Origin of the sequence: Collinsella sp. LCP19S3_F2 (genome assembly GCF_052121015.1) — a bacterium.
Classification (GTDB): Bacteria; Actinomycetota; Coriobacteriia; order Coriobacteriales; family Coriobacteriaceae; genus Collinsella.
In genome coordinates this window covers 1-24,974 of record NZ_JBQKFA010000008.1, presented here as the reverse complement: position 1 = coordinate 24,974, position 24,974 = coordinate 1, and the positions used below count along the sequence as shown (strand labels likewise).

23 protein-coding genes, 2 pseudogenes and 1 riboswitch are annotated in these 24,974 nt (G+C 58.6%); of the genes and pseudogenes, 12 read left to right on the top strand and 13 right to left on the bottom strand.

Features of this window, described 5'->3' with window-relative positions; translation table 11 throughout:
• Nucleotides 1-27: 27 nt before the first annotated feature.
• Nucleotides 28-1,407 carry an aldehyde dehydrogenase gene (locus tag ACTQX9_RS07380; RefSeq protein WP_441540917.1) on the bottom strand — a complete coding sequence of 460 codons (1,380 nt, stop codon included), beginning with the start codon at nt 1,405-1,407 and terminating at the stop codon, nt 28-30.
• 8 nt (nt 1,408-1,415) lie between these two features.
• Nucleotides 1,416-1,961: pseudogene (locus ACTQX9_RS07375) on the bottom strand (iron-containing alcohol dehydrogenase); the annotation flags it as partial.
• Nucleotides 1,962-2,337: 376 nt separating this feature from the next.
• On the opposite strand from ACTQX9_RS07375, the gene ACTQX9_RS07370 reads away from it, so the two are divergent.
• Entirely contained in the window at nt 2,338-2,898 is a 561-nt protein-coding gene (locus tag ACTQX9_RS07370; protein WP_154517090.1) for a ferritin family protein, read from the top strand.
• A gap of 250 nt (nt 2,899-3,148) precedes the next feature.
• On the opposite strand, the gene ACTQX9_RS07365 is transcribed toward ACTQX9_RS07370, so the two are convergent.
• Nucleotides 3,149-4,021: a hypothetical protein gene (locus ACTQX9_RS07365; protein WP_441540915.1), complete on the bottom strand. Its 873-nt coding sequence runs from the start codon at nt 4,019-4,021 to the stop codon at nt 3,149-3,151.
• Between the two features lie 546 nt (nt 4,022-4,567).
• Complete coding sequence (pdxR, locus tag ACTQX9_RS07360) at nt 4,568-5,998, bottom strand: MocR-like pyridoxine biosynthesis transcription factor PdxR (protein ID WP_441540913.1); 1,431 nt, start codon at nt 5,996-5,998, stop codon at nt 4,568-4,570.
• 145 nt (nt 5,999-6,143) lie between these two features.
• Between pdxR and pdxS the strand changes: the two genes are divergently transcribed.
• Complete coding sequence (pdxS, locus tag ACTQX9_RS07355) at nt 6,144-7,034, top strand: pyridoxal 5'-phosphate synthase lyase subunit PdxS (RefSeq protein WP_154517081.1); 891 nt, start codon at nt 6,144-6,146, stop codon at nt 7,032-7,034.
• A 20-nt stretch (nt 7,035-7,054) separates the two neighbouring features.
• Nucleotides 7,055-7,642, top strand: coding sequence for a pyridoxal 5'-phosphate synthase glutaminase subunit PdxT (pdxT, locus tag ACTQX9_RS07350; RefSeq protein WP_441540911.1), 588 nt, complete (start codon nt 7,055-7,057; stop codon nt 7,640-7,642).
• A 389-nt stretch (nt 7,643-8,031) separates the two neighbouring features.
• Here the strand turns inward: pdxT and ACTQX9_RS07345 are convergent, their stop codons facing one another.
• On the bottom strand, nt 8,032-8,931 hold the full coding sequence (locus ACTQX9_RS07345) for a hypothetical protein (protein WP_441540909.1): 900 nt from the start codon (nt 8,929-8,931) through the stop codon (nt 8,032-8,034).
• Nucleotides 8,932-9,145: 214 nt separating this feature from the next.
• Here ACTQX9_RS07345 and ACTQX9_RS07340 point away from each other — a divergent pair, with 214 nt between their 5' ends.
• Nucleotides 9,146-9,556 (top strand): peptide deformylase, encoded by a 411-nt coding sequence (locus ACTQX9_RS07340; protein WP_441540907.1) that lies wholly within the window; start codon nt 9,146-9,148, stop codon nt 9,554-9,556.
• A gap of 226 nt (nt 9,557-9,782) precedes the next feature.
• On the opposite strand, the gene ACTQX9_RS07335 is transcribed toward ACTQX9_RS07340, so the two are convergent.
• Nucleotides 9,783-11,264: an aminotransferase class I/II-fold pyridoxal phosphate-dependent enzyme gene (locus ACTQX9_RS07335; RefSeq protein WP_427747912.1), complete on the bottom strand. Its 1,482-nt coding sequence runs from the start codon at nt 11,262-11,264 to the stop codon at nt 9,783-9,785.
• A 202-nt stretch (nt 11,265-11,466) separates the two neighbouring features.
• A complete protein-coding gene (locus ACTQX9_RS07330) occupies nt 11,467-12,324 on the bottom strand; it encodes a LysR family transcriptional regulator (protein WP_441537314.1) in 858 nt (285 codons plus the stop codon).
• Between the two features lie 118 nt (nt 12,325-12,442).
• Between ACTQX9_RS07330 and ACTQX9_RS07325 the strand changes: the two genes are divergently transcribed.
• The 3 genes and pseudogenes from ACTQX9_RS07325 to ACTQX9_RS07315 all read left to right on the top strand — a co-directional run bounded on the left by ACTQX9_RS07325 (nt 12,443) and on the right by ACTQX9_RS07315 (nt 13,965).
• A complete protein-coding gene (locus ACTQX9_RS07325; RefSeq protein WP_441540905.1) occupies nt 12,443-13,354 on the top strand; it encodes a DMT family transporter in 912 nt (303 codons plus the stop codon).
• Between the two features lie 267 nt (nt 13,355-13,621).
• Nucleotides 13,622-13,765, top strand: a pseudogene (locus tag ACTQX9_RS07320) (KUP/HAK/KT family potassium transporter); the annotation flags it as partial.
• Nucleotides 13,766-13,803: 38 nt separating this feature from the next.
• On the top strand, nt 13,804-13,965 hold the full coding sequence (locus tag ACTQX9_RS07315) for a hypothetical protein (RefSeq protein WP_441540969.1): 162 nt from the start codon (nt 13,804-13,806) through the stop codon (nt 13,963-13,965).
• A gap of 79 nt (nt 13,966-14,044) precedes the next feature.
• On the opposite strand, the gene bsh is transcribed toward ACTQX9_RS07315, so the two are convergent.
• Both bsh and ACTQX9_RS07305 read right to left on the bottom strand, forming a co-directional pair.
• Nucleotides 14,045-15,010, bottom strand: coding sequence for a choloylglycine hydrolase (bsh, locus tag ACTQX9_RS07310; protein WP_427719772.1), 966 nt, complete (start codon nt 15,008-15,010; stop codon nt 14,045-14,047).
• 244 nt (nt 15,011-15,254) lie between these two features.
• Entirely contained in the window at nt 15,255-15,674 is a 420-nt protein-coding gene (locus ACTQX9_RS07305; RefSeq protein WP_154517060.1) for a peptide deformylase, read from the bottom strand.
• Nucleotides 15,675-15,867: 193 nt separating this feature from the next.
• On the opposite strand from ACTQX9_RS07305, the gene ACTQX9_RS07300 reads away from it, so the two are divergent.
• Both ACTQX9_RS07300 and ACTQX9_RS07295 read left to right on the top strand, forming a co-directional pair.
• On the top strand, nt 15,868-17,181 hold the full coding sequence (locus tag ACTQX9_RS07300; RefSeq protein ID WP_441041839.1) for an NCS2 family permease: 1,314 nt from the start codon (nt 15,868-15,870) through the stop codon (nt 17,179-17,181).
• 136 nt (nt 17,182-17,317) lie between these two features.
• Nucleotides 17,318-17,983, top strand: coding sequence for an alpha/beta hydrolase (locus ACTQX9_RS07295; RefSeq protein WP_441055726.1), 666 nt, complete (start codon nt 17,318-17,320; stop codon nt 17,981-17,983).
• A gap of 58 nt (nt 17,984-18,041) precedes the next feature.
• Here the strand turns inward: ACTQX9_RS07295 and ACTQX9_RS07290 are convergent, their stop codons facing one another.
• From ACTQX9_RS07290 to ACTQX9_RS07275, 4 genes are all read right to left on the bottom strand, one after another.
• A complete protein-coding gene (locus ACTQX9_RS07290) occupies nt 18,042-19,376 on the bottom strand; it encodes a uracil-xanthine permease family protein (RefSeq protein WP_427794246.1) in 1,335 nt (444 codons plus the stop codon).
• Between the two features lie 122 nt (nt 19,377-19,498).
• Nucleotides 19,499-20,632 carry a 5-methyltetrahydropteroyltriglutamate--homocysteine S-methyltransferase gene (locus tag ACTQX9_RS07285; RefSeq protein ID WP_441540902.1) on the bottom strand — a complete coding sequence of 378 codons (1,134 nt, stop codon included), beginning with the start codon at nt 20,630-20,632 and terminating at the stop codon, nt 19,499-19,501.
• A gap of 148 nt (nt 20,633-20,780) precedes the next feature.
• Entirely contained in the window at nt 20,781-21,677 is an 897-nt protein-coding gene (locus tag ACTQX9_RS07280) for a LysR family transcriptional regulator (protein WP_441017188.1), read from the bottom strand.
• 10 nt (nt 21,678-21,687) lie between these two features.
• A complete protein-coding gene (locus ACTQX9_RS07275) occupies nt 21,688-22,596 on the bottom strand; it encodes an HAD-IIB family hydrolase (protein ID WP_441041835.1) in 909 nt (302 codons plus the stop codon).
• Nucleotides 22,597-22,757: 161 nt separating this feature from the next.
• Nucleotides 22,758-22,868: riboswitch (TPP riboswitch) on the top strand.
• Nucleotides 22,869-22,919: 51 nt separating this feature from the next.
• On the opposite strand from ACTQX9_RS07275, the gene thiM reads away from it, so the two are divergent.
• Genes thiM through ACTQX9_RS07260 form a run of 3 tightly spaced genes read left to right on the top strand, consistent with a single transcriptional unit; the run spans nt 22,920 to nt 24,796 of the window.
• On the top strand, nt 22,920-23,759 hold the full coding sequence (gene thiM / locus ACTQX9_RS07270) for a hydroxyethylthiazole kinase (protein WP_441041834.1): 840 nt from the start codon (nt 22,920-22,922) through the stop codon (nt 23,757-23,759).
• Between the two features lie 3 nt (nt 23,760-23,762).
• Complete coding sequence (locus ACTQX9_RS07265; protein ID WP_427719764.1) at nt 23,763-24,104, top strand: thiamine-binding protein; 342 nt, start codon at nt 23,763-23,765, stop codon at nt 24,102-24,104.
• Complete coding sequence (locus tag ACTQX9_RS07260; RefSeq protein WP_427719763.1) at nt 24,101-24,796, top strand: thiamine phosphate synthase; 696 nt, start codon at nt 24,101-24,103, stop codon at nt 24,794-24,796. Before ACTQX9_RS07265 ends, ACTQX9_RS07260 begins: the two co-directional genes overlap by 4 nt.
• Nucleotides 24,797-24,974: the final 178 nt, after the last annotated feature.

The following is a 24,974-nucleotide window of genomic DNA, read 5'->3' as shown; positions in this document are numbered from 1 at the left end:
GACCGTTTGTCCCTACGCCATCTGATTTTAATGCACAAACATGCGCACGAATTTGTGCTTCCAGTTTGCGTAAGGGGCATAGCGAAATGGCACGTCCAGCCACGTTGCCTTGTTCACGATGCTCTTCTTGTGGCTAAACGTATTGAAGCTCTCGCGTCCATGGTACTGCCCCATACCGCTCGCTCCCATGCCGCCAAAGCCCATATGGCTCGTAGCCAGGTGCATGATCGTGTCGTTGACGCAACCGCCACCAAAGGGCACGTAACGCACAAAGCGCTGCTGAACCTCACGGTCCTGGCTAAAGATATACAGGGCCAGCGGCGTCGGACGATCCGTAATAAACGTCTCGGCCTCGTCTAGGCTCTCAAACGTCAGCACCGGCAAGATGGGACCGAAAATCTCCTCCTGCATCACGGCGTCATCGGGGGCCACGCCGTCCAAAATTGTCGGCTCAATCTTGAGCGAAGCCTCGCGCGCAGCACCTCCAAGCACGACCTTATCGGGATCGATCAGCCCATGCACGCGCGCAAAATGCTTGGCATTGACGATATGCCCGTAATCCTCGTTGTCGAGCGGATGCTCGCCAAACATACGGCGCGCCTCTTCCTTGATGAGGCCCAGCAACTCGTCGTGCACACGCGTATCGACCAGCAGGTAGTCGGGCGCCACACAGGTCTGCCCCACGTTGAGCCATTTACCAAAGGCGATACGCCGTGCCGCAACCTTCAAGTTTGCCGTCGCATCCACGATGCAGGGACTCTTTCCACCCAGCTCAAGCGTCACGGGCGTAAGGTTTTTACTTGCGCGCTCCATGACGAGCTTGCCGACCGGAACGCTACCGGTAAAGAAGATCTTGTCCCAGCACTCATCGAGCAGCGCTTCGTTCTCGGCGCGCCCGCCCTCGACAACTGTCACCAGGCACGGATCAAATGCCTCTTCGCAGATCTGCTTGAGCACCGCACTCGATGCCGGAGCATAGGCGCTCGGCTTGATGACCACAGTATTGCCCGCGGCAAGGGCGCCGGCGAGCGGCTCGAGCGTTAGTAAAAACGGGTAGTTCCACGGGGCCATGATGAGCGTGACGCCATAGGGCACGGCTTGCGTTTTGCACACACTCACGGCGTTGGCAAGGTCGCACGGACGCAGGCGCGGACGACTCCATCGAGCCACATGTGCGATCTGATGACGAATCTCGGAAAGCGACGTGCCGATCTCGCACATATACGCCTCGTCATGCGACTTTCCCAAATCGGTCTTGAGCGCATGGGCAATATCGGCCTCGTGGGCCCGCACCGCATCGCGTAAACTCACGAGCGCACGACGTCGAGCATCGACATCAAACGTGGCGTGCGTCTTAAAGTAGACGCGCTGGTCTCCGACGATGCGCGCAATTTCCTCGGTGTTCATGGACCCTCCTAGTTCTCGCCCTCAAACATACCACCCGCGACGACCTCGTACATGCGCATCAGCTCCAAACGGTCCTTCAAAAGTGGAACGGGGTACAGCGGATTGGCCTCGGCATCGGCATGCGCCGCCATCTCGGGAATGTCAGAGCGGCGAATGCCCGTCACATATTTGGGAATGTCCAAGGCGGCGTTCATTCGATCGACCCAATCGATAAAGGCCTCGACGGGATGTGTCAGGGCGCCCATGCCCGTCTGCCCCGTAATGGAGGCGAGCAGACCGCGCGTAAACTCGGGGTCGTGCACCGCAAAGCGCGGGATAAGCACAAAGTCGTTAATGGGGTACTTGTAGTGCGTCTCGTCATCGGTGATAACCGCCGCGAGCGCAACTTCGCTTCCCGTACCGGCGGTAGTGGGAACCGCAATAAGCAGCGGCAGGAGACGGTGGACGCGCAGCAGACCGCGCATCTTGTTGATGGGCTTGTTTGGCTGTGCGATGCGTGCTCCCACGCCCTTGGCACAGTCCATGGCCGAGCCACCGCCAAAGCCGATAATGGCCTGGCATGCACTCTCTCAGCATGCTCCAGAATGCGTGGCTCGGTATAGGGCAGCACCGGCAATGCGATGCGAAAAAACCGTTTGATACGTTCGGCACCAGGCGCAGCGGGCTAGATGCATAAAGGAAACTCCCTCATTTGTTGATTGGTCAACATTTGTTCGACCGATTCTACTCATCGGAGGTCGCAGGCGGCCTGCCAATCGTTAATCAATCAACATCTTCATATCTCAAAATTGTTTTATCAAAAATCATTCCTAATAGGCTTCACATTTTGTTGCATTTATGGATAATAGAACTCGTCAAGACGCACGTCCGGAGAGGGCCCTTACGGGATCGGACAAGCGCCCCATCGCCATCCATCGAAAGGATCGAATCATGAAATTTGTTTGCCCCGTTTGCGGTTATGTGGAAGAGTTCGACGGCGACCAGCTGCCCGAGGATTTTAAGTGCCCCCAGTGCGGCGTTCCCGGTTCTCGTTTCCTGAAGCAGGAGGAGGGCAAGCTCGAGTGGGCTGCCGAGCACGTCGTGGGCGTCGCCAAGATGGAGGGCGTCTCCGAGGACATCGTTGCCGACCTGCGCGCCAACTTTGAGGGCGAGTGCTCTGAGGTCGGTATGTACCTGGCCATGGCTCGCGTCGCCCATCGCGAGGGCTATCCCGAGATCGGCCTATACTGGGAGAAGGCTGCCCACGAGGAGGCCGAGCACGCCGCCAAGTTCGCCGAGCTCCTGGGCGAGGTCGTGACCGACTCCACCAAGAAGAACCTCGAGATGCGCGTTGAGGCCGAGAACGGCGCCACCGCCGGCAAGACCGATCTTGCCAAGCGTGCCAAGGCCGCTGGCCTCGATGCCATCCACGATACCGTGCACGAGATGGCTCGCGACGAGGCCCGCCACGGCAAGGCTTTCGCCGGCCTGCTCAAGCGCTACTTTGGCTAAGCCAACCGCCTGAGAGATAATCTCTAACTTTAAAGGGCCCGGACCGCATGGTTCGGGCCTTTTTTCGTGTCTCATAAACTCGTTAACGCCCTGAAATAGGGCCACCTTCGGCATCGACTTCTCGTCAAAAACTAAGTGAGTAGACTTTTTGGAACTTGCCGAGCAGACCATCCATATTGCTCTATAAAGCCGCAGGTAAATGACTTGTTGCAAAACGGCCCGGTCGCCATCACGCCAAAAGTCTACTCACTTAGATCCGCGCTGTCCACGATCGAGCTGTTTTGTGTCCAATGGACATCTTTCCGTCGATTACTCCCAATTTTGTCCAGTCAACGAATAGTTCAGACCGGAGTAATGCCTCAGCCCTTTGCTCATCCAAGCTTTTATCACGATATTCAACATCGAGCATCCTGCATACGGCCTTAACGATCGCACGGAATCTATCCTCATCGGATATCTGTCCGTGTGTCAGGAGAAGCACATCGTAGTCCATGGCTTGAAGTGCCGTCATGCGGTCAGCGTCACGCAAGCCATCCCCCGCGCGCCCGTGCGAGGCCTTTCCCTGGCATTCAATGGCCACCTGCCGCCTCCCGTCCGGCGAGGAAAGAAGTAGGTCGATATATACGCGGGTCTTTCCTACAATCGCTCGAGCACTTGTGCTTAGCATCACTTTGACATTGAGCTCTATGCCGCAAAACCCTTCACCTCCCAGGGCTCGCGGCAGTCCAAGCAACAAATACGCCTCGACCTCAAAAGGCGAAGCGGCACCCAATGGAACGAGATGCGATACCGCCATAAATCGATTGCCGTAACGCATCCCGCAAACATCTGAACAAAAACGGTCAAGGTCCCCATCCAAAACCAAAGCGTCGCGACGCCATAAATTTGAGGCGGTGCCGCCCTCGGACGGGCAGCGCACCCAACCCAACGTTGTCGAAATCGCACCCGAATCAATTGCATGCGAAAGCTCCACCTCAAGTGGCGCCGGCAGGGCGCATACCGCAAACAAGCCGCACATCTCCGCCAATACCAGAAGAAGTTGGAGATCCGTCAGATGTCGCGACATGATAAATGCCGTTAGTAGAGGAGACGTGACCAAAAATCCATGCTCCGTTTCCAGCACGGATTCCCTGGGGAGTTCACCAAGAAACAGCCGCTGCCTAATGTTGGCAGGGCAAGTCCGTTTGTTTCTCGTCCGAACCAATGTATACAACGGAAAACCGAGCGCGACCGCAGCCGTCGGGTTGCGGACGAGGTCATATCGCTGCCGGTCTTCATCCGGCCGCGGAAGCGGAGGACACAAAGCGCGGACTTGAGGGGGCAAACGCCAGTACCTAAAAGCCGATATGTCACAAAGTAGATCCTTCATAGGCACAGGAAAGCACGAATTTCAACCCAGTCGGTCTCTCATTGGCGCGAACGCACCAAAAATGGCGCCGAACGAACTGCAAAGTTTTCAACAGCCCTCCCCAACTGGCCAAAAGCTTACCGAGAACTGGACGAAGCCCTGTTGAAAACCCCCTTTTTTTCTCATGCGGAAGCTTTGCGCGGCAAGTGAGTAGACTTTTTGGAACATCCCGAGCAGACCGATGATCCCACTTCTCAAAACCACAGGTAGATAGCTTGTTACAAAACTGTCTGGTCGCCAAAGTGCCAAAAGTCTACTCACTTAGGTTACAGAGTGCCCCATTAGCTGCGATTCCAGGGTATTAAGCACCTCCGGACTCAGGTCGTCATACTGGACAAGAATTTGAGTTGAGTTTTCAGGGACAGATGCGCCATCGGCACACCAATAACAGTTACTGATATCGATAAAAGGGATGCTCGAGCGCGTGAGGGCCTGCGCAAAAGAGCTTCCGCCCGTTCCCCGCTCCGCAACCACGGTGCAGTAAAGACCTGCGTCTGCATGCTCGATCGAAACCTCTCCTGCTGGAAACGCATTCCGTACAAGCGCCACCAGGCCATCACGCGCCTCACGAGCGCGAACGCGCACGCGGTTCACATGTCGCTCGTAATCACCCGATTCCAGCAAACGAGCCAAAGCGACCTGGTCGACAGAGCTCACCGACGAGGCGTAGAAACCAAGGTTGCACCTAAACCGCTCCATCAGCTCATCGGGCAACACCATGTACGCTAGACGCAACGCCGATGAAAGGCTCTTCGAAAACGTGTTGGTGTAGATGACCGATTGAGCGGCATCGATCGAAGCAAGCGCGGGAATCGGCTTGCCGGCCAGACGAAACTCGCAATCAAAGTCATCTTCGATGAGATATCGACCTGGTCGCTCGGCGGCCCAGCTCAGCAGCGCATAGCGACGCGCAATGCTCGTCACAAGGCCGGTCGGATACTGATGGGACGGCATCAGGTGAAGGACATCGGTCCCCGTTTTCTGCAGAGCGCTCAAGTCTACGCCCTCATCATCCAACGGGATATGTCGAACTTTGCAACCCATAGCCTGATAGATGCGCGTCAGGCGCAAATAGCCCGGGTCCTCAACGGCATACACCTTGTCGGCGCCAAGCAACTGAACCAACATGGTATCGAGCAGCTGGGCGCCCGCACCGATAACAACGTTGTTGGGGTCGACATTCATGCCCCTTGTCCCGCGCAGATGGTGGGCAATTGCGCGTCGTAGCCGAGTGGTGCCCTGTGCCGGCGCGGTCGAAAAGATTTCGCGCTCGTCTTCGGATGCCAGTGTCGCCCGCAGCGCGCTTTGCCAAAGCCGCGCCGCCTCCAAAGCAGAAGGAGAAAGTGCATCGAATCGCTCGACCTGTCCGTTGACATCATGCGCGCCGGAACCCGCAGAGACGGCATCCCGGTCGATGCCCTCTGCAGCCGAAGCCAAAACCGGTGCATCCGGAAGCTCGCAAGCGTAGTAGCCACGACGCGGCATTGAGCAAATATAGCCCTCGGCAAGTAACTGGCTATATGCATTCTCGATGGTAATGACACTGATTCCCAGATGATTGGCAAAGGCGCGCTTAGACGGAAGATGCTCCCCCGCCGCAATGCGTCCAGCAACGATATCATCTCGAATTTGCTGGTAAATATACTCATAGAGCGATGCTTCGCCGCGTTTTTCCAAATTGTAGTCAAGCATGAGTTTATCACCTGACCTTATTGAGTCATTCAATCTGGTATTAGTCTGGCCTTATTATTATCTCTAAAACTGAGTATTTCGCCATACCCAGCTCCCCGATAGGATGTTCCGTCAAGCAATGCACATGCCAACCAAGGGAGCAACCATGGCAGAACAGACCAGCAAGGCAGATCGCGTCAAACTCAATCGCGAGCTCGCGCAGATGCTCAAGGGCGGCGTCATCATGGACGTCACCACGCCCGAGCAGGCACGCATCGCCGAAGAGGCGGGCGCCTGCGCCGTCATGGCACTCGAGCGCATCCCGGCCGACATCCGTGCCGCAGGCGGCGTCTCACGCATGAGCGACCCCAAGATGATCAAGGGTATCCAAGAGGCCGTCTCCATCCCCGTTATGGCCAAGTGCCGCATCGGCCACATTGTCGAGGCGCAGGTCCTGCAGGCCATCGAGATCGATTACATCGACGAGTCCGAGGTTCTCTCCCCTGCCGACGACGTCTATCACATCGACAAGACCCAGTTTGACGTGCCGTTTGTCTGCGGCGCCCGCGATCTGGGCGAGGCGCTGCGCCGTGTTGCCGAGGGCGCCACGATGATTCGCACCAAGGGTGAGCCGGGTACGGGCGATGTCGTCCAGGCCGTGCGTCACATGCGCAAGATCCAAAAGCAGATCCGCGACGTTGTTGCCCTGCGCGATGACGAGCTCTTTGAGGCAGCCAAGCAACTGCAAGTTCCGGTCGAGCTGGTGCGCGAGGTCCACGCCACGGGCAAGCTTCCCGTCGTGAACTTTGCCGCCGGCGGCGTAGCGACCCCCGCCGACGCCGCGCTGATGATGCAGCTGGGCGCCGAGGGCGTCTTTGTGGGATCGGGCATCTTTAAGAGCGGCAACCCGGCCAAGCGCGCCGCCGCCATCGTCAAGGCCGTGGCAAACTTCACCGATGCCAAACTCATCGCCGAGCTTTCGGAGGACCTGGGCGAGGCCATGGTGGGCATCAACGCCGACGAGATCGAGATTATCATGGAAGAGCGCGGGCGCTAGTCCAGCAGAAAGGATCGCCCATGAGCGATTATGCAGACCAAACGGTCGCCGTGCTGGCGGTCCAAGGCGCTTTTGCCGAGCACGAAGCAAGACTATCCGAGCTGGGCGCACACTGTATTGAGCTGAGGCAGGCGGCCGATTTGCAGCAGAACTTTGACCGTCTGGTACTTCCCGGCGGCGAGTCCACCGTTCAGGGCAAGCTACTTGCCGAACTCGATATGCTCGAAGATCTTCGTACCCGCATTGTTGAAGGCATGCCTGTACTGGGAACTTGTGCCGGTCTGATTCTGTTGGCGCGCGACCTTGCCGCCCACGATGACAAGGGAACACCGCGCTTGGCAACCATGGATATACTCGTTGAGCGCAATGCCTATGGCAGGCAGCTCGGCAGTTTTCGCACCAAGAGGCAGGTAGACGGTATCGACGGTGAAGTGCCGTTAACGTTTATCCGCGCACCCCGCATCGTCGAGGTGCACGGCAATACCAAGGCCCTAGCCGAAGTCGATGGCCGCATCGTCGCCGCCCGTCAAGACAATCAGCTCGGCGTCACCTTCCACCCCGAGCTCGACGACGACACCCGCCTCCACGAGCTCTTCCTCCAAATGTAGGCAGAAAACAAACGAACGTGGATTTTCGGACGCATAGCAAATGAGAGTGGAAATCTCCCACTTTGAGCTTGGATGCAGGCTCAAACCGGGAGATTATCCACTCTCATACTATGTAGTCGTTGGGGACGTTCTCAACGACTACATTGCGAGAGACGGCCACGTTTGCCCAGATAATACCGACCAAAATAAACCTGTCCCTTTTTGGCAGGTTTGGATCAAGGCAACGCCGATGTTTTGGCAACGACAGCAAAAACCCGCTAGACCGAGCAGGGCGCCTTGAAACAAGGCGGCATTGACCTTTTGGTCATGCCGCCGAAGTTGAAAGGCAGATTGCCGCTCTGGCGGGCTTGCAGCGTCGGCCCGTTACGGCGTTTGGTAAAACGCCGTAACTAAAAACGGTTGCCGCGGAAGCCACCGCCGTTGCGGCCGCCACGGTCGCCGCCTCGACCGCCGCGGTCGCCGCCACGGTTGCCGCCGAAGCCGCCGCGGTTGCCACCGCGGTCGCCATAGCCACCACGGTTGCCGCCAAAGCCGCCGCGACCGCCACGATCGCCGCCACGGTCACCAAAGCCGCCACGGCCACCGCGACCACCACGGTCGCCGCCACGGCCACCGCGGTCGCCAAAGCCGCCGCGACCGCCACGGTCGCCGCCACGGCCACCACGGTCGTCACGGCCGCCGCGAGGACCGCGATCCTCGTCCAGACCCATGGCGACGAGCGGAGCGATAACCTTATCGAGCGCAGCCATCAGCTCGGTGGCCTCCACGTAAGAAAGCTCGGGCAGGAGCTTCTCCTTCTTGTTGGCAAGCTCGACCAGGCCCTCAGCGGCATCCTCGGCAGCGAAGACGACGATCTTGCGCATATCGCCCTCGGCGTTGTCGATGCGGCCGACCAGATCGGCAGCCTCGGCCTCGGCCATCAGGCCATCGAGCTCACGAAGGCGCATGCCCAGCAGGTCGGACATTTCCTTCTGCTCCATCTTGGGCTTGAGGTCAAGGAGCTTGATGGCGCGCTCGATGTTCGCCATACGCTCGGCCTTGGCCTCCTCCTCCTTGGAAATAGCAAAGCGACGGCTACGCAGCAGGCGGGCGGCCTTCTGCATCTTGTCCATCAGCTCTTCGTCATCGTAATCAACGGCGGCCTCGACAACCTCGGCCTCCTCCTCGGCGGAAACCTCGTCAGCAGCCTCAACCTCGGTAGCTTCGGTCTCCACGGTCTCGACTGCCTCGACCTCGGCAGCCATGGTCTCGTTCTCGGTCTCGTTCATGATCTTTTCGTTCTCGGACATGAGACTCCTTCTTGGCCCTCTCGGGCATCATCGCCCCATTCGCGGGGCCCGTCGCGCACTCTTTGCGCTTTAAACATTCATGCCTCTCGGCAAAACGTCCATTAGTTTATGGTGTCGCCATCCAATCTAGCTGCAGAATCTATATGCACACATTAATGCGACATGTCGCGGTATCATGGCCTGAACCAAACGTGTCCACCTTAAGGAGCCCGCCATGATTAAGCCCATCATGAAATCCGAGTTCTTTTTGCGCCTGCCTTCCAAAGACGCAGGGCCCGACGATGCCGTGATCGGGCAGGACCTCCTGGATACGTTCCACGAGCATGAGCACGAGTGCGTGGGGCTCGCCGCCAACATGATCGGCGTGCGCAAACGCATCATCTGCGTAAAGGACGGCAACAGGACGCTCCTGATGTACAACCCTCAAATTCTTGAGCAGGTCAATGCCTATCAGACCAGCGAAGGATGCCTCTCGCTGATCGGCGAGCGTCCCTGCACCCGCTATCGTCGCATTAAGGTGGAGTATTTGGACGAGAACTTCGTCCACCGCATCAAAAACTTCTCGGGCTACACCGCCGAGATCATCCAGCACGAAATCGACCACTGCAACGGCGTCGTTATATAGTTCCGCGAGTCAAGGAAAATGATCTGTTTTCCTCCGTCCCCTTTGGATCATGGTAACGACGCAAGCTGAGCACACGACAGCGAGCGAGCCGCATTTGCGCCAAGGTGACGTGAAATGAGAGGGCGCTGACCTTCTGGTCGCGCCCTCGAAATTGAACGTCAGATTGGCGTGAATGCGGCTCGCGTAGCGTCAAGCGGTCCGCCGTTCGGTAGAACGGCGGAACCAATTAGGACTGGCGGTAGTGATCAAAGAAATCGGCGAGGTCTTCGAGCGACTCTTTGAGCACTTCCATGCGCGGCAGGTACACGATGCGGAAGTGATCGGGCTCAGCCCAGTTGAAGCCGCCGCCACGCGTGATGAGGATCTTCTTCTCGTGCAGCAGGTCGAGGGCAAACTGCTCGTCATCGGTGATGTTGAACTTTTTAACATCCATCTTGGGGAAGATATAAAATGCCGCGCGCGGCTTGACCACCGAGATGCCGTCGATCTTGCTGAGCGCCTCATACACAAAGTTGCGCTGCTCGTAGACACGACCGCCGGGGCGGATGTAGTCGTTGACCGACTGATGGCCGCCAAGCGCCGTCTGGACGATCGACTGGGCCGGCACATTGGAGCACAGGCGCATGTTGGAGAGCATGTTGATGCCCATGATGAAGTCGCTCATGCAGCGCTGGTTGCCCGAAAGCACCATCCAGCCAATGCGATAGCCCGCGATCATATGCGACTTGGACAGGCCGCTAAACGTAATGCAGGGCAGGTCGGGGGCGAGCGATGCAATGGAGACGTGCTCGTAGCCGTCCATGCACAGGCGGTCATAGATCTCGTCGGCAAAAATCATGAGCTGGTGCCTGCGCGCGATCTCAACGATGCCCTCGAGCACCTCGCGCGGATAGACCGAGCCCGTGGGGTTGTTGGGGTTGATGATGACGAGGGCCTTGGTCGCGCTCGTGATCTTGGACTCCATATCCTGCAGATCGGGATACCAATCGGCCTGCTCATCACACAGATAGTGCACGGGATGTCCACCGGCAAGAGTTGCGCACGCCGTCCACAGCGGATAATCGGGGCTGGGAATCAGAATCTCGTCGCCATTGTCGAGCAGCGCGTTCATCGAAAGCTGAATGAGCTCGGACACGCCGTTGCCCGTGTAGATATGTTCCATCTGAACGTTGGGCAGGCCCTTGATCTGCGAATACTGCATGATCGCCTTGCGCGCAGAGAACAGACCGCGCGAGTTGGAATAGCCTTCGCAGTCGGGCAGCTGCTGGCGCATGTCCTTAATGACCTCATCGGGCGTGCGGAAACCAAAGGGCGCCGGATTACCGATGTTGAGCTTGAGGATGCACTCGCCTTCGTCCTCCATACGGGCTGCCTCGTCGACAACGGGGCCGCGCACGTCATACAGAACGTTCTCGAGTTTGGTGGATTTAGAAAAAGTACGCATGGTGGTGCTCCTTGCAATTTGATCTGAGGGATGGGGTTCGGGCTTGGAAACGTTGTGGGTCGATGATGTCTCGCCTTGATCGGCGTCACCGGCGAGCAGCCAGGTAACATCGACCTCCAAAATGCGGGCGAGTAGCTCTGCCACATCGCGCCGCGGAATCGTCTTGCCGCTCACATATTGGCTCATCTGACTCTTGCCGAGTTTTTTGCCGAGCATCTCCGATGCGCGGATTACGTCCGACTGGCGAACGTCGCGATCGGACATAGCCTGTCGCAGACGATCGCTAAACGTCTCTTGGGTCACAGGAACCTCCTTGCTGGCAAAGTTCAATTTATAGAACACGAATTGAACCAAGGTTCAATTTAGCAAGCAGTATAGCGCCGTGCTATTTCTAAAAGTTCAATTTCAAAAATAACATGACCTAAACCTCAAGATTTATCCCAAGGCGATAACGACGTGCGCCCATTTAGAGGTATTCGAGAAAACGGGCGGCGGCAAGCGAAACATCGGCCGTTCGATATATAGCATTGATCTGCCGATGGGGATGCCCTTCGAGCGGACGCACGGCAACATCGAACTGACAGCGGCGCATGATGAGCGCGGGAAGAATGCTCACACCCAGGCCGTCCTCGACCATAGCCATAATCGCATAGTCATCCCAGGTCGACAGTTTTGAGTGCACTGCCAGTCCCGCCCGACGAAACAGCGGCGTAATCTCGTCATCGGTGCCGCGTTCTAGCAGAATAAACTGCTCGTTGGCCAAGTCGGCAAGAGAGACAACCTCCGCCGTAGCAAACAACGAGCCTGACGGCACTACCGCCATTAACTCGTCACGCACCAAAGGCAGCGATGTCATGCCGTTTTCTCGGGGCTCACGCGGGATAAAGCCCAGATCGCAGCGACCCTCTGCCACCCATTGTTCAATCTCTGAATAGTCGCCCATCAGCAACTCGTAATCGACGTCTGGATGATCAGCACGAAAACGCGCAATCACCGGCGGCAGCACGTGGGTCGCCACGCTCGAAAACGTACCGATGCAGACTTTGCCGCGCATGAGCCCGCGCATCTCATCCACCCGTCGCTGCAAGCGAACGAATTCCTCGCAGAGCGCCTCGACAGCCGGCATGACCTGCCGCCCGTCAGCAGAAAGAGCAACACCTTCACGACTGCGGTCGAGTACCTTAAAGCCCCAATCGGCCTCAAGATCGGCCACCATGCGGCTCACGCCCGATTGCGAGTAGCTCAGGCGCTCGGCAGCACGCGTAAAGCTTCCAGCGCGCACGGTCTCCAGCAGCACCTGCATCTTTTGAATATTCGTTTCCACGACATACCTCCACCTTTGCATGAGTTTTTGTCATGTTTTCCATGCATTATATTCGCTTTTCTTCTAAAGCCAGTTCAACCATAGTGAACATGCACGGATATAGAGGGGACGGCAGCGCATGAACAACGGATTGATTACGTATTTAGCAGCATTGTTGTTGTTTGGCTCCAACGGCATCATCGCTGCGGCCATCGCACTCCCGAGCTCCGATATCGTGCTGCTACGCACTTTTCTGGGAGCCCTTTCGCTTGTCGCCATCCTCGCCATTACCCAACGCCATAAGCTGCAGGCGCCTTCTCGCCCCCGCGAAGCCGCAGCCCTCCTCCTCTCGGGAGCCGCGCTGGGCGCCAGCTGGATTATTCTGTTCCGCGCTTATCAGACGATCGGCGTCGGCGTTTCTTCGCTGCTGTACTACTGCGGCCCCATCATCGTCATGGCCCTCTCGCCGTTTATCTTTGGCGAAAAACTAACCGGTGGCAAAATCGCCGGGTTTATCGCAGTCGCCTGCGGCGCTTTTCTCATTGCAGCGCAAGGTCTAGGCGGCAATATGCCCATTGCGGGCATCGTCTGCGGAATCGCCTCGGCCTTCTGTTATGCATTGATGGTCATCGCCAGCAAGGGCGCGCCGCACATCGAAGGCCTCGAGAACTCCGCGCTCCAGGTGAGCGCCGCCTTTGTGACCGCGCTGGTCCTTACACTCGTCACCCAAGGCACCCCCTCATTCCTGTCCGCCAGCATCGCCGCAACCATCGATTGGCGCGCCGTCGCTATGCTCGGCGTCGTCAACACCGGCATCGGTTGTCTGCTCTACTTTAGCGCCGTCGCCAAACTGCCCGTGCAGACCGTCGCTGTCGTCGGCTACCTCGAGCCGCTTTCGGCCGTCGTGTTCTCGTCCGCCCTTTTGGGCGAAGTCATAACACCAGTCCGCCTGATGGGCGCCGTGCTTATCATCGGCGGCGCGATCTTTTGCGAACTCGCCGGTAAACGCTCAGGCGCCAAGACCGGTATCGCTCAGGCAGCACGCGTCTAAAAGTTCCCTCTTCAGTTTCAAAGCAGGAGCGCGTCCGCAGTTATTACATTGCAGCAAAGCCATACAGCGGATGCGCCCCTGTTTTGAAATGCTACCTGCGTACATAAATAATCCCCAGATGGGGATTATTGTCTGAAATTACCCGATGTGCCAAACAGCTCTTGTATGTATAAAGACGGCATAAAAGTTATCTGTCCAAGACAGATAACCGGATGTCCAAGGGAGTCCACGTGGCGCACGCCAAACTGGAGGCAAACCTCCAAGACCAGCACGGTCAAGTACGTGGTAATCGCCATGAAGGCCGACAACTACAACGAGGGCGGCATCTTCGCCCTGTTTAGCCTGGTGCGCAAAGTGGCGCCGTGGCTGATCCTACCTGCCATGATCGGCGGCGCGGCGCTGCTCGCCAATAACTCCAGCTCGAAGTTCAGATCGAGGAAGCCGAGGAAATGGATGTCGATATCTTCTCGAACGACCTTGTCAACATCAACGAAGCCGGTAGGGACATGAACTTCGACCCCACCGAGCTGCTCGGGAGCGTCGCCGATACGCCCGAACAGCAACAGCTCGACGGCCTCGAGAGCGAACAACTCAACGACGCCAACTTCTAACGACGTCGCGCGTCGACGACAGCGGCCCTGCGCCTCACAGGAGGCGCAGGGCCGCTTTGCATTGCAGTAAAACCGCCGGCTACGAACGACGCGGCTCGGGAACCACGAGCCTATCGGGGCTCGCGCCCTCGGCATCCATCAGGCTCACGTAGCGAATCGACGGATCCTCATACGTTGAGTAATAGTAATTGCCCGTGCGCGCGCTAAAGCATCCGGTGTAGATAGTCTTCTCGAACTTGCCGTCACCCATCTTGGACGCACCCTCGATCATCGCCACCCCCTCGAGCGAGCGGAACATGCGAATGACGTTCTCGGCCTCGCTGTCTTTTTGCGGGTAATTGGCATTGAGGTATGCCGCCTTTACAAAACGGCTCGGCGAATAGCAGTCACCCGGAATACCGCGCATGCCGGCACCCGCGCCATAGGGCTTGAGCTCGGCGCCACGCCATGTCGCCGTCTGAGGAAAATCGCTTGTGGCGGTGATATAGGTGCGCAGGTTTTCCATGTGCCACGGGAAGGTCGGCTGATTGGCAAGGGTGTCGACCGGATCGTCGTATACATGCAGACCGTCAGCCATCATCTCGACCACGATGCTGCGCCGGCTGTCGCCGATAATCCAATGGAGCAGCGACACACCCAGCCCCTCTCCGGCAGATTTGGCAACAATCACCGTGTCGCGCAGCGCAGCCTCGACCTCGTCGACCGTCGAGAACGTCGCTGCCACCCACAGGGGAAACTCATAGGCCGCGATATTGGTCTTGCCATCAACCGGGTCCTCGGCATACTCGGCATAACCGGGAAAGTTGAGCCCTGCCACAGCCAGACCCGCATCGTTACCACAGTCGAAAAACATAGGATAGTTCTTGTAATCGATGCACATGCCGATTACCGCGTGTGCCGCCGACGCATCGTCGATAAACGAATACGGGATATGGAACCCGCGGGGCATCACGCGAACCTGTTGGCCGTAGCTAAAGCTCCAGTCGAGGTTGCGACCCAGATACATGTTGCCGGAATTATCGGTAAATCGAATGCTCGTGCACATGGCGCCTCCTAGCCATACGTCCTTGTTAAGCTCATTGTTACCAAACAAATAGGCGCTAAACACAAAAGCCCGGACATGACAATAACGTCACGCCCGGACCACACAAGCAAGATAAACTCAACCAAGTCAACCTCGCAGGTCGTCTAAGGGGTCAAAGTACCGCAGATTGCCACGAAAGAGGAGCGAAGCGTACTTAAGGTACGCGAGCGACGATTGAGCGGCAAGGTGCGGTACTTTGGTCCCCTTAGACCAACTTTCCAAGACAGTGATCGATCATATGCTGGATCATCTGTGCCTCAAAGCCCGTGTAGTCGCGGCGGCACTCCTTCATCTTGCCGTCGACGATCTGGTCAAAGGCAACCTTGCACTTGATATAGCGCGTGGACTTGGTGATTTCGTCGTGCGTCAGGCAGCTCTCCTCCATCTTGCTGGCGCCCAGGCCAAACACCAGACGGGGGTTGTAGAGCACGTGGGGCTCGCCGGCGTCGTCCAGATAGACGCAGACCTTCTTGGTGACGCCAATCTGGTTGGCGGCAAGGCAGCCGGCGTCCTCGAGCGACTTGATGGTATCGATCAGGTCCTGTGCGACCGACTCGTCCTCGACAGTCGCAACCTCGCAACGCTGGGACAGGATAGCCTCGTCGCGGCAGAGCTCTTTAATCATACGTTCCTCCAAAGAGTTCAATGTAACTGCTTAAGTATACGGTACCTACACATTTTCATGCGAAAAATACCGTCCGCCTGTTACAAAGCGCCGAACTTCAACATGCGAGAAACATCGACCTTCCAAAGGCGATATAGTAGGTAAGTTCGTGTCAATCGGCCTAAACTCGGGGCCGAACAAGGAAAGGGTATGCATGGACGAACTTTTTCACGTCAGCGAGCGCAAGTCCACAATCGGGACCGAACTTCGCGCTGGACTGACAACATTCCTGGCGATGGCCTACATCATCGCCGTCAACCCTGCGGTGCTCTCGGGCGCTGGCATCGATGCGGGAGCGCTCGCCTGCGCCACCTGTCTGGGCGCCGGCATCATGACCATCTGCATGGGCATCTTCGCCAACCGCCCGCTCGCCTGTGCGTCGGGCCTGGGCATCAACGCCATGATTGCGGGCATCACCGCCACCATGTGCGGCGGTGACTGGCACGTTGCCATGAGTGTTATCTTCCTCGAAGGTATCATCATCTTGCTACTCGTCCTTTGCGGCCTGCGCGAGGCCATCATGGACGCCATCCCCGTGGTCCTGCGCCACGCCATCTCGGTGGGTCTGGGCCTGTTTATCGCCATGATCGGCCTGTGCGACGCCGGTATCATCACCGCTGGCGCCGGTACGCTCGTCGGCCTGGGCGATATCGCCTCCCCCACCTTTATCGTCGGCATCATCTCCATCGTCGTGACGGTTGCCCTTGCTTCCCGCAACGTGCCGGGCTCACTGCTCATCGGCATCATCGTCGCCGTTATCGCCGGTATCCCGCTGGGCGTCACCCATGCGCCCGAGGGTCTCATCGCACCGCTCGACTTCTCGACCTTTGGCGCCCCGTTTGCCAGCACTGCTGATGGCAACATGGCCATCGTGAAGGTCCTGACCGACCCGATGCTGCTCGTCGTTGCCTTCTCGCTGCTCATGAGTGACTTCTTCGACACCATGGGCACCGCGATGGCCGTCGCCAAGCAGGGCGAGTTCTTGACCGAGGACGGCAATGTCGAGGACATCCGTCCCATCCTGGTCGTCGACTCCGTGGCCGCCGCTGCCGGTGGCTTTATGGGCGTCTCCTCCATCACCACCTTCGTCGAGTCCACCTCTGGTGCTGCCGACGGTGGCCGCACCGGCCTCACCTCCGTCACCACCGGCGTGCTGTTCATTCTCGCCGCGTTCTTCTCCCCCATCGTCACCATCGTTTCCAGCGCCGCCACCTGCGGTGCTCTGGTCTACGTCGGCTACCTCATGATGAGCGAGGCCTCCGAGATCGACTGGTCCGACGTGTCGCAGGGTTTCCCAGCGTTCATGATTGTCGCCGGCGTGCCCTTCACCTACTCCATCTCTGCCGGCATCGGTCTGGGCTTTATCGCCTTCGTGGTTGTCGCGCTCTTTAAGGGCGAGGCCTCCAAGATCAAGCCGCTCATGTGGATCGCAGCACTCGCCTTCCTCGTCTACTTCTTTGTAGCGTAAGGGCAAAGCTGCCAAAGCAAAACCTCAAGGCGCAGAGTCGTATCAAGCGGCTCTGCGCCTTTCTTTTAGCGACGGTCCCTACGCCGACGTGCGACAATCGTATTTGTAGATGTCGAAATGCAGAGAGAAGCTTGTCATGGAAGCGCGTCAAAAGCAGATAACCATTCATTCAAGGCATGTCGAAAGCGCGCCCGTCATTTTCCTTCCCGCGGTCATGGGTGACGGCACCGAGGTCTATAGCCGTTGTCTTGAGCTTGATTGCCCGCCATTCACCCTGGTCGCCATTGGCGGGCTCAATTGGAATCGCGAGCTGAGCCCTTGGGAATGCGACGGAACCGTGCGCGATGCCGAGCCCTTTGGTGGTCAGGCGTCCGAGTTTCTCGATGAACTGCTGAATCGGATAATCCCAGAGGTCGAGCCATCACTTCCCTGCCCGCCTACCTGGCGCGGCATTGCCGGTTACTCATTGGCGGGTCTCTTTTCGCTTTGGTCGCTCTGGCAGACCGATGCCTTTAACCGTGCCGCAAGCGCATCGGGGTCCCTATGGTTTCCCGGATTTGTCGATTACGCACACGGGCACACGATGCCAGCCGCGCCCAACGCCGTCTATCTATCACTCGGCAAAAAGGAGACCAAGACGCCCAACCGCATGATGCGGCACGTACTCGACGACACGCGCGCAATGGAAAAACTACTCGGCGACCGAGGCATCCCCGCGACCTTCGAGCTCAACCCCGGTAACCACTTTGCCCAAACCGATGTGCGCATGGCCCGCGGCATACACTGGATACTGACGCATTAAAAATGGCGCCCACGCGTACGCACGGGCGCCATTTTTTTGATTTAGCTGAACACAACTACTACTCGACAGTCTCCTCAAGTTCAGAAACGGCGAACTCAAAGTCGTTGCCAGGCAGAATCGCGTTGAGCACGATGCCCACCAGCGAGCCCACGGCAAGGCCCGAAAGCGAAATCGTCACGCCGCCCAGCTCCAGCACGATGGCACCGGCGGCGCTGTAGGCAATGCCGAGTGAAAGCACGAGCACCAGAGCGGCCACCAGCACGTTGCGGTTGTTCTGGAAATCGACCTGGTTCTCGATGAGGTTACGGACGCCCACGGCGCTGATCATGCCATAGAGCACGAGCGACACGCCGCCGATAACGCATGCCGGCATGGCGGCGATCACGGCAGCGAACTTGGGGCAGAACGAAAGCACGATGGCGCAGCACGCGGCAATGCGAATCACGCGCGGGTCAAACACACGCGTCAGGGCGAGCACGCCGGTGTTCTCGCCATACGTGGTGTTGGCCGGAGCGCCAAAGAGCGAAGCCAGAATCGTGGCGAGACCATCACCGAGCAGCGTGCGATGCAGGCCGGGATCGGCGATGTAGTTGCGCTCGCAGGTGGAGCCAATAGCGGATATATCGCCGATATGCTCGATCATGGTTGCAAAGGCCAGCGGCATGATGGTGATGATGGCCGTCGTGGCAAGGCCGCTATCGAACTGCGGCCCAAAGAGTGCAAACACCGTGTTGTCCCACACGACAGGCAAGCCAAGCCAGGGAGCGGCTGCGACGCCGGAGAAATCGACCTCGCCCAGCGCAGCCGCAACGGCATAGCTCACCACGACGCCCAGTAAAATCGGCACGATCTTGACCATGCCGCGACCCCAAATATTGCAGATGACGATTACGGCGACGGCAACCACGGCAACGAGCCAGTTAGTCTGGCAGTTGGCAATAGCGGAACTCGCCAGGATCAGACCGATCGAAATGACAATGGGGCCAGTCACCACCGGCGGGAAGAAGCGCATGACGCGCTTGGCACCAAACGCGCGGAAGAGCGCCGCAAGCACTGGGTAGAGCAAACCGGCGCAGGCAACGCCCAGGCAAGCGTAGGGCAATAGCTCGGCCTCGCCGTTGGGCGCGATTGCGGCATAACCGGCAATAAAGGCAAACGATGAGCCCAAAAATGCGGGGACCTTACCGCGTGACAGGAAGTGGAAGAGCAGCGTGCCCAAGCCGGCAAACAAAAGCGTTGCCGATACCGAAAGGCCGGTGAGCACGGGCACCAGCACCGTGGCACCAAACATGGCAAACAGGTGCTGCAGACCGAGCAGGAACATGCGCGGGCAGCCGAGCGACGAAGCGTCGTAGATGGCATCGGTGACGGCGGGCGTCGAGGACTGGGACATGGATGTCCTTTCGAATGGAAGGGCGCTCGGGCATAGCGGATAACCTGCCCGAACGATACGGTCCGAACCATTGTACGCGATACACCATGTCTCGCACGCGCCGTCACTTGCAAACGGTACCGCTATTTCCAAACACGTTCGGCAATACGCTTGACCAGCGCGATCTTTGCCCACTGCTCGCCTTCGGTCAGCTTGTTGCCAATCTCGCAGCTGGCAAAGCCGCACTGCGGAGAAAGATACAGATTCTCAAGCGGCACGTACTTTGCTGCCTCATGAATACGCTCGACGATCGCGTCCTCGTCCTCGAGCTCGGCTGCCTTGGTGGTCACCAGGCCCAACACGACCTTCTTACCGGGCGCAACATACCTGAGCGGCTCAAAACCACCGGCGCGCGGAGTGTCGAACTCCAGATAGAACGCGTCAACGTCCTCATGCGCAAACAGGTACGGGGCGATGGGATCATAGCCGCCCTCAAAGGCATAAGTAGAGTGGTAGTTGCCACGGCATACATGCGTATTGATCACCAAGTCGTTAGGCTTGCCCGCGATGGCGGCATTGTTGAGCGCCACGCCCAGCTCGCTCACCTTTTGCAGGTCAACCGGGCTCATGCCGGTCTTGGACACAAAGTCAGTATCGCAATAGATGCCCCAGGTGCAGTCATCAAATTGGATGTTGCGGCAACCCGCGGTATACAGATCGGCAATCACGGTGCGGTATGCCGCGGCGATGGCATCGGCGAGCTCTTCGTCGCTCTTGTAGACGGCGCGCAGGCTCTCCTGCTGGCCATCGCAGCGGTCGAGCGTGACTTCGGAGAACGTCTGGATCGGCGCCGGAATGGTTTGCCGCGCGACCTGGCTCTCCCCCTCGAGCGCCTTGACAAACTTGAAGTGCTCGACGAACGGATGGTTCTCGCCGCTAATAGGTCCGGTCACCACGGCGGTGTCGGCGGTAGTCTCCTCATCGTGGAACATATAGCCCGTACGCGAGGTGCGGCGCTCGATGCCGTTGAGACCCCACATAAAATCGAGGTGCCAGTAGCTGCGGCGGAACTCGCCATCGGTGATGACCTGCAGGCCGGCGGCCTTTTGCTTTGCCACCAAATCGCGAATGGCCTCGTCCTCGACTGCCTTAAGTCCCTCGGCATCAAGCGCGCCTGCCGCATAGGCAGCGCGGGCGTCCTTTACGGCCTGCGGACGAAGAAAACTGCCGACGATATCGGCGCGAAACGGCGCTTTGAGCTGGGTGGAATTGCTCATAGGAATCTCCTTTTGCATGGAATGCTTTGGCGAGAAAGAGTATGAGCGCACTCCTGGTTATCGTAAAATATGCGTTTATATATGTTTGCCATATAGTTTTCCTATAGCCATTTCGACAGCTCAAGACAGCAACATCAAACGCTACCGGTTAGATATGCCTCCGGATGGCCTCGACATAAGCCTGTCCATAGCGCGTGAGCGTCGTATTCTTGCGCGTGATAATGCCAATCTCCATGTATTCATCTACATCGAGCGGAATCGAGATAATACCGGGGCCATTAAGCTCGTGGCTAATCACGCCCGAACACACCGTGTAGCCGTTGAGACCCATGGCTAGGTTGAACAAGGTCGCACGGTCGCGCACGCGGATATTCTTGCGGCGCTCAAACGTCGAGGTCAGTTCCTCGGAATAGTAAAACGAGTTGTAGCTGCCTTGCTCGTAGGACAAAAACGGATACTCCTCGAGGTCATCGAGCGTCACGCTGGCGTGGTCCGCCAGTGGATGGTCGGCGCATACAAAGACGTGCGGCGTGGCGCAGAAGAGTCCTTCGAATACGAGCTCGTTGGCCGCCAGCATGCGCTCGATAACCTCGCGGTTATGTTCGGATAAGTACAGAATGCCCAGTTCACTCTTCATGTGCGCGACATCTTCGATGATCTCGTGAGTCTGTTCCTCGCGCAGGGTAAAGTCGTAGCGCGCGGCATCGAACTCACGGATCACGTCGACAAACGCATTAACGGCAAAGGAATAATGCTGACAGCTCACACTAAAGTGCGGCACTTGCTCGGATGCGCCCTTGTACTTGCCCTCGAGCAGGTCGGCCTGATCGAGTACCTGGCGCGCGTAGCCCAAGAATGTCTCGCCTTCCTCGGACACAATGACGCCCTTGTTGGTGCGCTCAAAGATGTGCACACCCATCTCGTTTTCGAGATCGCGAATCGACGCGGTAATCGAAGGCTGCGACACAAAGAGCCGGCGCGAGGCCTCGGTAATGCTGCCGCATTCGGCAACCTTAACAACATACCTGAGCTGCTGAAGCTTCATGACTTTCTCCCTAGACGTTCGTGACGCCATGACCCGTCGCGTCCACCTGGCGCATAAACGACGGCATCGCCCCCGTCGCGGCGCAGGCGGCAATCTCATGCAGAGCCCCGGCAACCGCATCGTCTGCCGCAGCACCGATATGCCAACGCGCGGAAGCCGTGACGGCCTCATTGGCATTGGCGACTGCAACGGAGTTGGGAACGGCATTAATCATGGGCAGATCGTTATCGGAATCGCCGAACACCGCCACCTCGTCGGGCGTTAGGCCCAAAGCACGCGCCAGCTCCAGCGTGGCACAGCCCTTGTCCCAACCAGCCGGAAGAATGTCAAACAGGCGCACTCGGTTGTTGGGAAACACAAGCGAGAGTTCCGGCACCTCGGCGGCAACGCGCTCGCGTAGCTCCGCGAGCCCTTCACGCGAACGGGCACTCCAGATATTCGCCTTGAACACCGGCGCGTCACCGACAACGGGACGGCACGGGGCCTCTTCGCCTTTGAGCCACGCGTTGCCGCCCGACTCCATAGCGCGATGCACGCGCTCGGGGTCGCTCGTCACACAATAGGCGTCATTGTCCCAAAAGTCATCACCCAGGCTGTAGACCTTCAGATAGGTATCATCGGTCTCTTGCTCCAAGTAGTCAGCCAAGCGAATAAGGGCGGTATTGTCGGTCGCATGCGAGGCTACCACCTCGCCGTCGACAAACATGACCTGGCCGTTGCAGAACGCACCGGTCGAGAAGCACTCGGAGCGATTACGAAACATCCAGCCCATCGCGGACGGCTGACGGCCCGAAACCGGGCCAAAGTGCAGGCCCGCCGCCTGCATGGCATGAATGCCCTCGATGGCGTAGTCGCTGGCGCCGTCATGCCCGGCTGGAATCAGCGTATCGTCCATATCGGTCAGCACAAGTTTGATCATAGAGTCCCCCAGTCATTTTCACCGTATCCATTGTAGCGACCTGCCAATAAGGGACAGGTTTATTTTGGCAGGTTTTATCTGGGAAAATGCGACGCCCCAGTTGCCACCTACCAAAATAAACCTGTCCCTTTTTGGCAGGTGCGCTAGTATAGGGAACAACAGATTCGATGCGGGAGTGCCGGCGGTGCAAACCACAAGGCTGAGAGGGCATGGGGCCCAATCCTTTGAACCTGTCAGTTAATGCTGGCGTAGGGAGCATGCCGCCTTTACAGGGGCGCTGTCTATGCACAGCGCCCCTTTTCTATGCCAAGGAGGCATGTGCAGTGATTGATTCGAAACAGCTTAAACAAAATGTGGTCAAGGCCGTGGAGGAGATTCGCGCCACCAACCCGATGGCCGGCTCCATCACCAACACGGTGACGATCGACTTTGTCGCCAACGCGCAGCTCGCCGTAGGCGGTTCGGCCGCCATGGTCTATCTGCCCGACGAGGGCGAGGCGCTCGTTGCCGGCGGCGGCGCCATCTATCTCAACATGGGCACGCTCTTCCCCATCTACGAGCAGACGATTCCCCGTGCGGCCAAGGCGGCACACGACGCCGGCAAGCCCTGGGTGCTCGATCCGGTGGGCCTGGGCATCGGTAGTCTGCGCACCCAGTTGGTAAACGAGCTCAAGCAGTACAAGCCCGCCATCGTGCGCGGCAACGCCTCCGAGATCATCGCGCTCGCCGGCCTATGGGGTCTTGAAGGCGAGGCGGCTGACCTGAGCCGCGTGCGCGGTGTCGATACCACCGATACGGTCGACGCCGCCCGCGGCGCTGCCGTGGCACTCGCCCGCTACACCGGCGGCGCCGTAGTGGTCTCGGGCGAAGTCGACCTGATTACCGACGGCACGACCGTGGCCAAGTCCCACGGCGGCAGCCCGCTCATGTCCAAGATTACCGGCTGTGGCTGCTCGCAGGGCGGCGTCCTGGCCGTGTACGCTTGCGCCGCCGATCCGTTTACGGCAGCCATCTGCGGTACCGCTGTCTACAACGTTGCCGGCACGCGTGCCGCCTCTGTCGCCGATGCCCCGGCAAGCTTTAAGGTCGCCTTTATCGACGAACTCTACCGCGCGACCGCTCAGGATATTGCGAATAACCACCTCGAGCTCGAGGAGGCATAAGCCATGTCCGAACCCGCAACCGCTGCCGACATGAACACGCTCGTCGCCGTAGCCATCGCCCCGTGCGGCACAGGCGACGAGCTGTCCGCCGAGGTCGCCGAGGTCGTGCGCGTCATTCGCGAGAGCGGCCTTCCCAACCGCACCACCTCGATGTTCACCGAGATCGAGGGCGACTGGGACGAGGTCATGCAGGTCGTACGCGACGCAACCTTTGTGTTGGCAAGCAAGGGCATCCGCACCGAAGTCGTGCTCAAAGCCGATATTCGACCCGGGTTTACCGACACCATGACCGGCAAACTCGAGCGCATGGAAGCGCAGATCAAAAAGCAGGAGGAAGCACGATGAGCATCCGCGACAACCTTGATATCTCGGCCTATCTGGTACTCGGCCCCGAAAACACGCTGGGACGTCCCGTGGGCGATGTGGTAGCGCAGGCGCTGGATGCCGGCTTTACCTGCATCCAGGTGCGCTCCAAGGTGGCAAGTGCCCGCGAGATCATCGCGCTGACGGGCGACGCCGCGCAGGCTATCGCTCGCGCCGGCAAGACCGGCAAGGTCGCCCTGCTTATCGACGACCGTCTGGACTGCGTACTCGCCGCACGCGAACAGGGTATCGCCGTCGACGGCGTGCATGTGGGCCAGAGCGATATTCCCGTCGATGTCTGCCGCAAGCTTCTGGGCCCCGATGCCATCGTGGGCCTTTCGGCCCGTTGCGAGGAAATGCTCGAGTACGTCAAGACCGCCGACATGAGCCTAGTCGACTACCTGGGCATCGGCCCGCTCCACGAGACCGAGACCAAGCGCGACTGTGGACGCGCGGCAGATGGCTCCATCATCACCAAGAGCTTTGAGGACCTGGCCGCGCTCCATGCGGCAAGCCCCGTTCCCATCGTGGTCGGCGGCGGCGTCAAAAAAGCCGATCTGCCGCAGCTCAAGGCCACCGGCGTCGAGGGCTTCTTTGTAGTGAGCGCCGTCTGCAGCGCTGACGACCCCCACGCCGCAGCCAAGGAGCTTGTCGACACCTGGCAGCAGGCATAGGCATAGGCCGAGCAGCTGATTCGCAGCCTCATATCTTCAATAGCGGAAAGCGCATCCCAGTTTGGACCGGGACTGCGGACAAAAAGTTGGACCGTTGAGGTCCGGAACGGAGTCCGCATGGCATACAGTAGGAGAATGGTGGAGAGGGCCAGGGCGCTTCGCGGCGCCGGGCTCACCG

What these genes read in the sequence shown, in the direction of transcription:
- ACTQX9_RS07325 (WP_441540905.1), top strand. Translation starts at nt 12,443, where the DNA reads ATGAACAACGGATTGATTACGTATTTAGCAGCATTGTTGTTGTTTGGC.
- ACTQX9_RS07295 (WP_441055726.1), top strand. Translation starts at nt 17,318, where the DNA reads ATGGAAGCGCGTCAAAAGCAGATAACCATTCATTCAAGGCATGTCGAA.
- ACTQX9_RS07285 (WP_441540902.1), bottom strand. Translation starts at nt 20,632, where the DNA reads ATGAGCAATTCCACCCAGCTCAAAGCGCCGTTTCGCGCCGATATCGTC.
- ACTQX9_RS07340 (WP_441540907.1), top strand. Translation starts at nt 9,146, where the DNA reads ATGATTAAGCCCATCATGAAATCCGAGTTCTTTTTGCGCCTGCCTTCC.
- pdxS (WP_154517081.1), top strand. Translation starts at nt 6,144, where the DNA reads ATGGCAGAACAGACCAGCAAGGCAGATCGCGTCAAACTCAATCGCGAG.
- ACTQX9_RS07260 (WP_427719763.1), top strand. Translation starts at nt 24,101, where the DNA reads ATGAGCATCCGCGACAACCTTGATATCTCGGCCTATCTGGTACTCGGC.
- ACTQX9_RS07280 (WP_441017188.1), bottom strand. Translation starts at nt 21,677, where the DNA reads ATGAAGCTTCAGCAGCTCAGGTATGTTGTTAAGGTTGCCGAATGCGGC.
- bsh (WP_427719772.1), bottom strand. Translation starts at nt 15,010, where the DNA reads ATGTGCACGAGCATTCGATTTACCGATAATTCCGGCAACATGTATCTG.
- ACTQX9_RS07345 (WP_441540909.1), bottom strand. Translation starts at nt 8,931, where the DNA reads ATGTCCGAGAACGAAAAGATCATGAACGAGACCGAGAACGAGACCATG.
- ACTQX9_RS07370 (WP_154517090.1), top strand. Translation starts at nt 2,338, where the DNA reads ATGAAATTTGTTTGCCCCGTTTGCGGTTATGTGGAAGAGTTCGACGGC.
- pdxT (WP_441540911.1), top strand. Translation starts at nt 7,055, where the DNA reads ATGAGCGATTATGCAGACCAAACGGTCGCCGTGCTGGCGGTCCAAGGC.
- ACTQX9_RS07305 (WP_154517060.1), bottom strand. Translation starts at nt 15,674, where the DNA reads ATGATTAAAGAGCTCTGCCGCGACGAGGCTATCCTGTCCCAGCGTTGC.
- ACTQX9_RS07315 (WP_441540969.1), top strand. Translation starts at nt 13,804, where the DNA reads ATGGATGTCGATATCTTCTCGAACGACCTTGTCAACATCAACGAAGCC.
- ACTQX9_RS07275 (WP_441041835.1), bottom strand. Translation starts at nt 22,596, where the DNA reads ATGATCAAACTTGTGCTGACCGATATGGACGATACGCTGATTCCAGCC.
- ACTQX9_RS07290 (WP_427794246.1), bottom strand. Translation starts at nt 19,376, where the DNA reads ATGTCCCAGTCCTCGACGCCCGCCGTCACCGATGCCATCTACGACGCT.
- ACTQX9_RS07300 (WP_441041839.1), top strand. Translation starts at nt 15,868, where the DNA reads ATGGACGAACTTTTTCACGTCAGCGAGCGCAAGTCCACAATCGGGACC.
- pdxR (WP_441540913.1), bottom strand. Translation starts at nt 5,998, where the DNA reads ATGCTTGACTACAATTTGGAAAAACGCGGCGAAGCATCGCTCTATGAG.
- ACTQX9_RS07335 (WP_427747912.1), bottom strand. Translation starts at nt 11,264, where the DNA reads ATGTCCGATCGCGACGTTCGCCAGTCGGACGTAATCCGCGCATCGGAG.
- ACTQX9_RS07265 (WP_427719764.1), top strand. Translation starts at nt 23,763, where the DNA reads ATGTCCGAACCCGCAACCGCTGCCGACATGAACACGCTCGTCGCCGTA.
- ACTQX9_RS07380 (WP_441540917.1), bottom strand. Translation starts at nt 1,407, where the DNA reads ATGAACACCGAGGAAATTGCGCGCATCGTCGGAGACCAGCGCGTCTAC.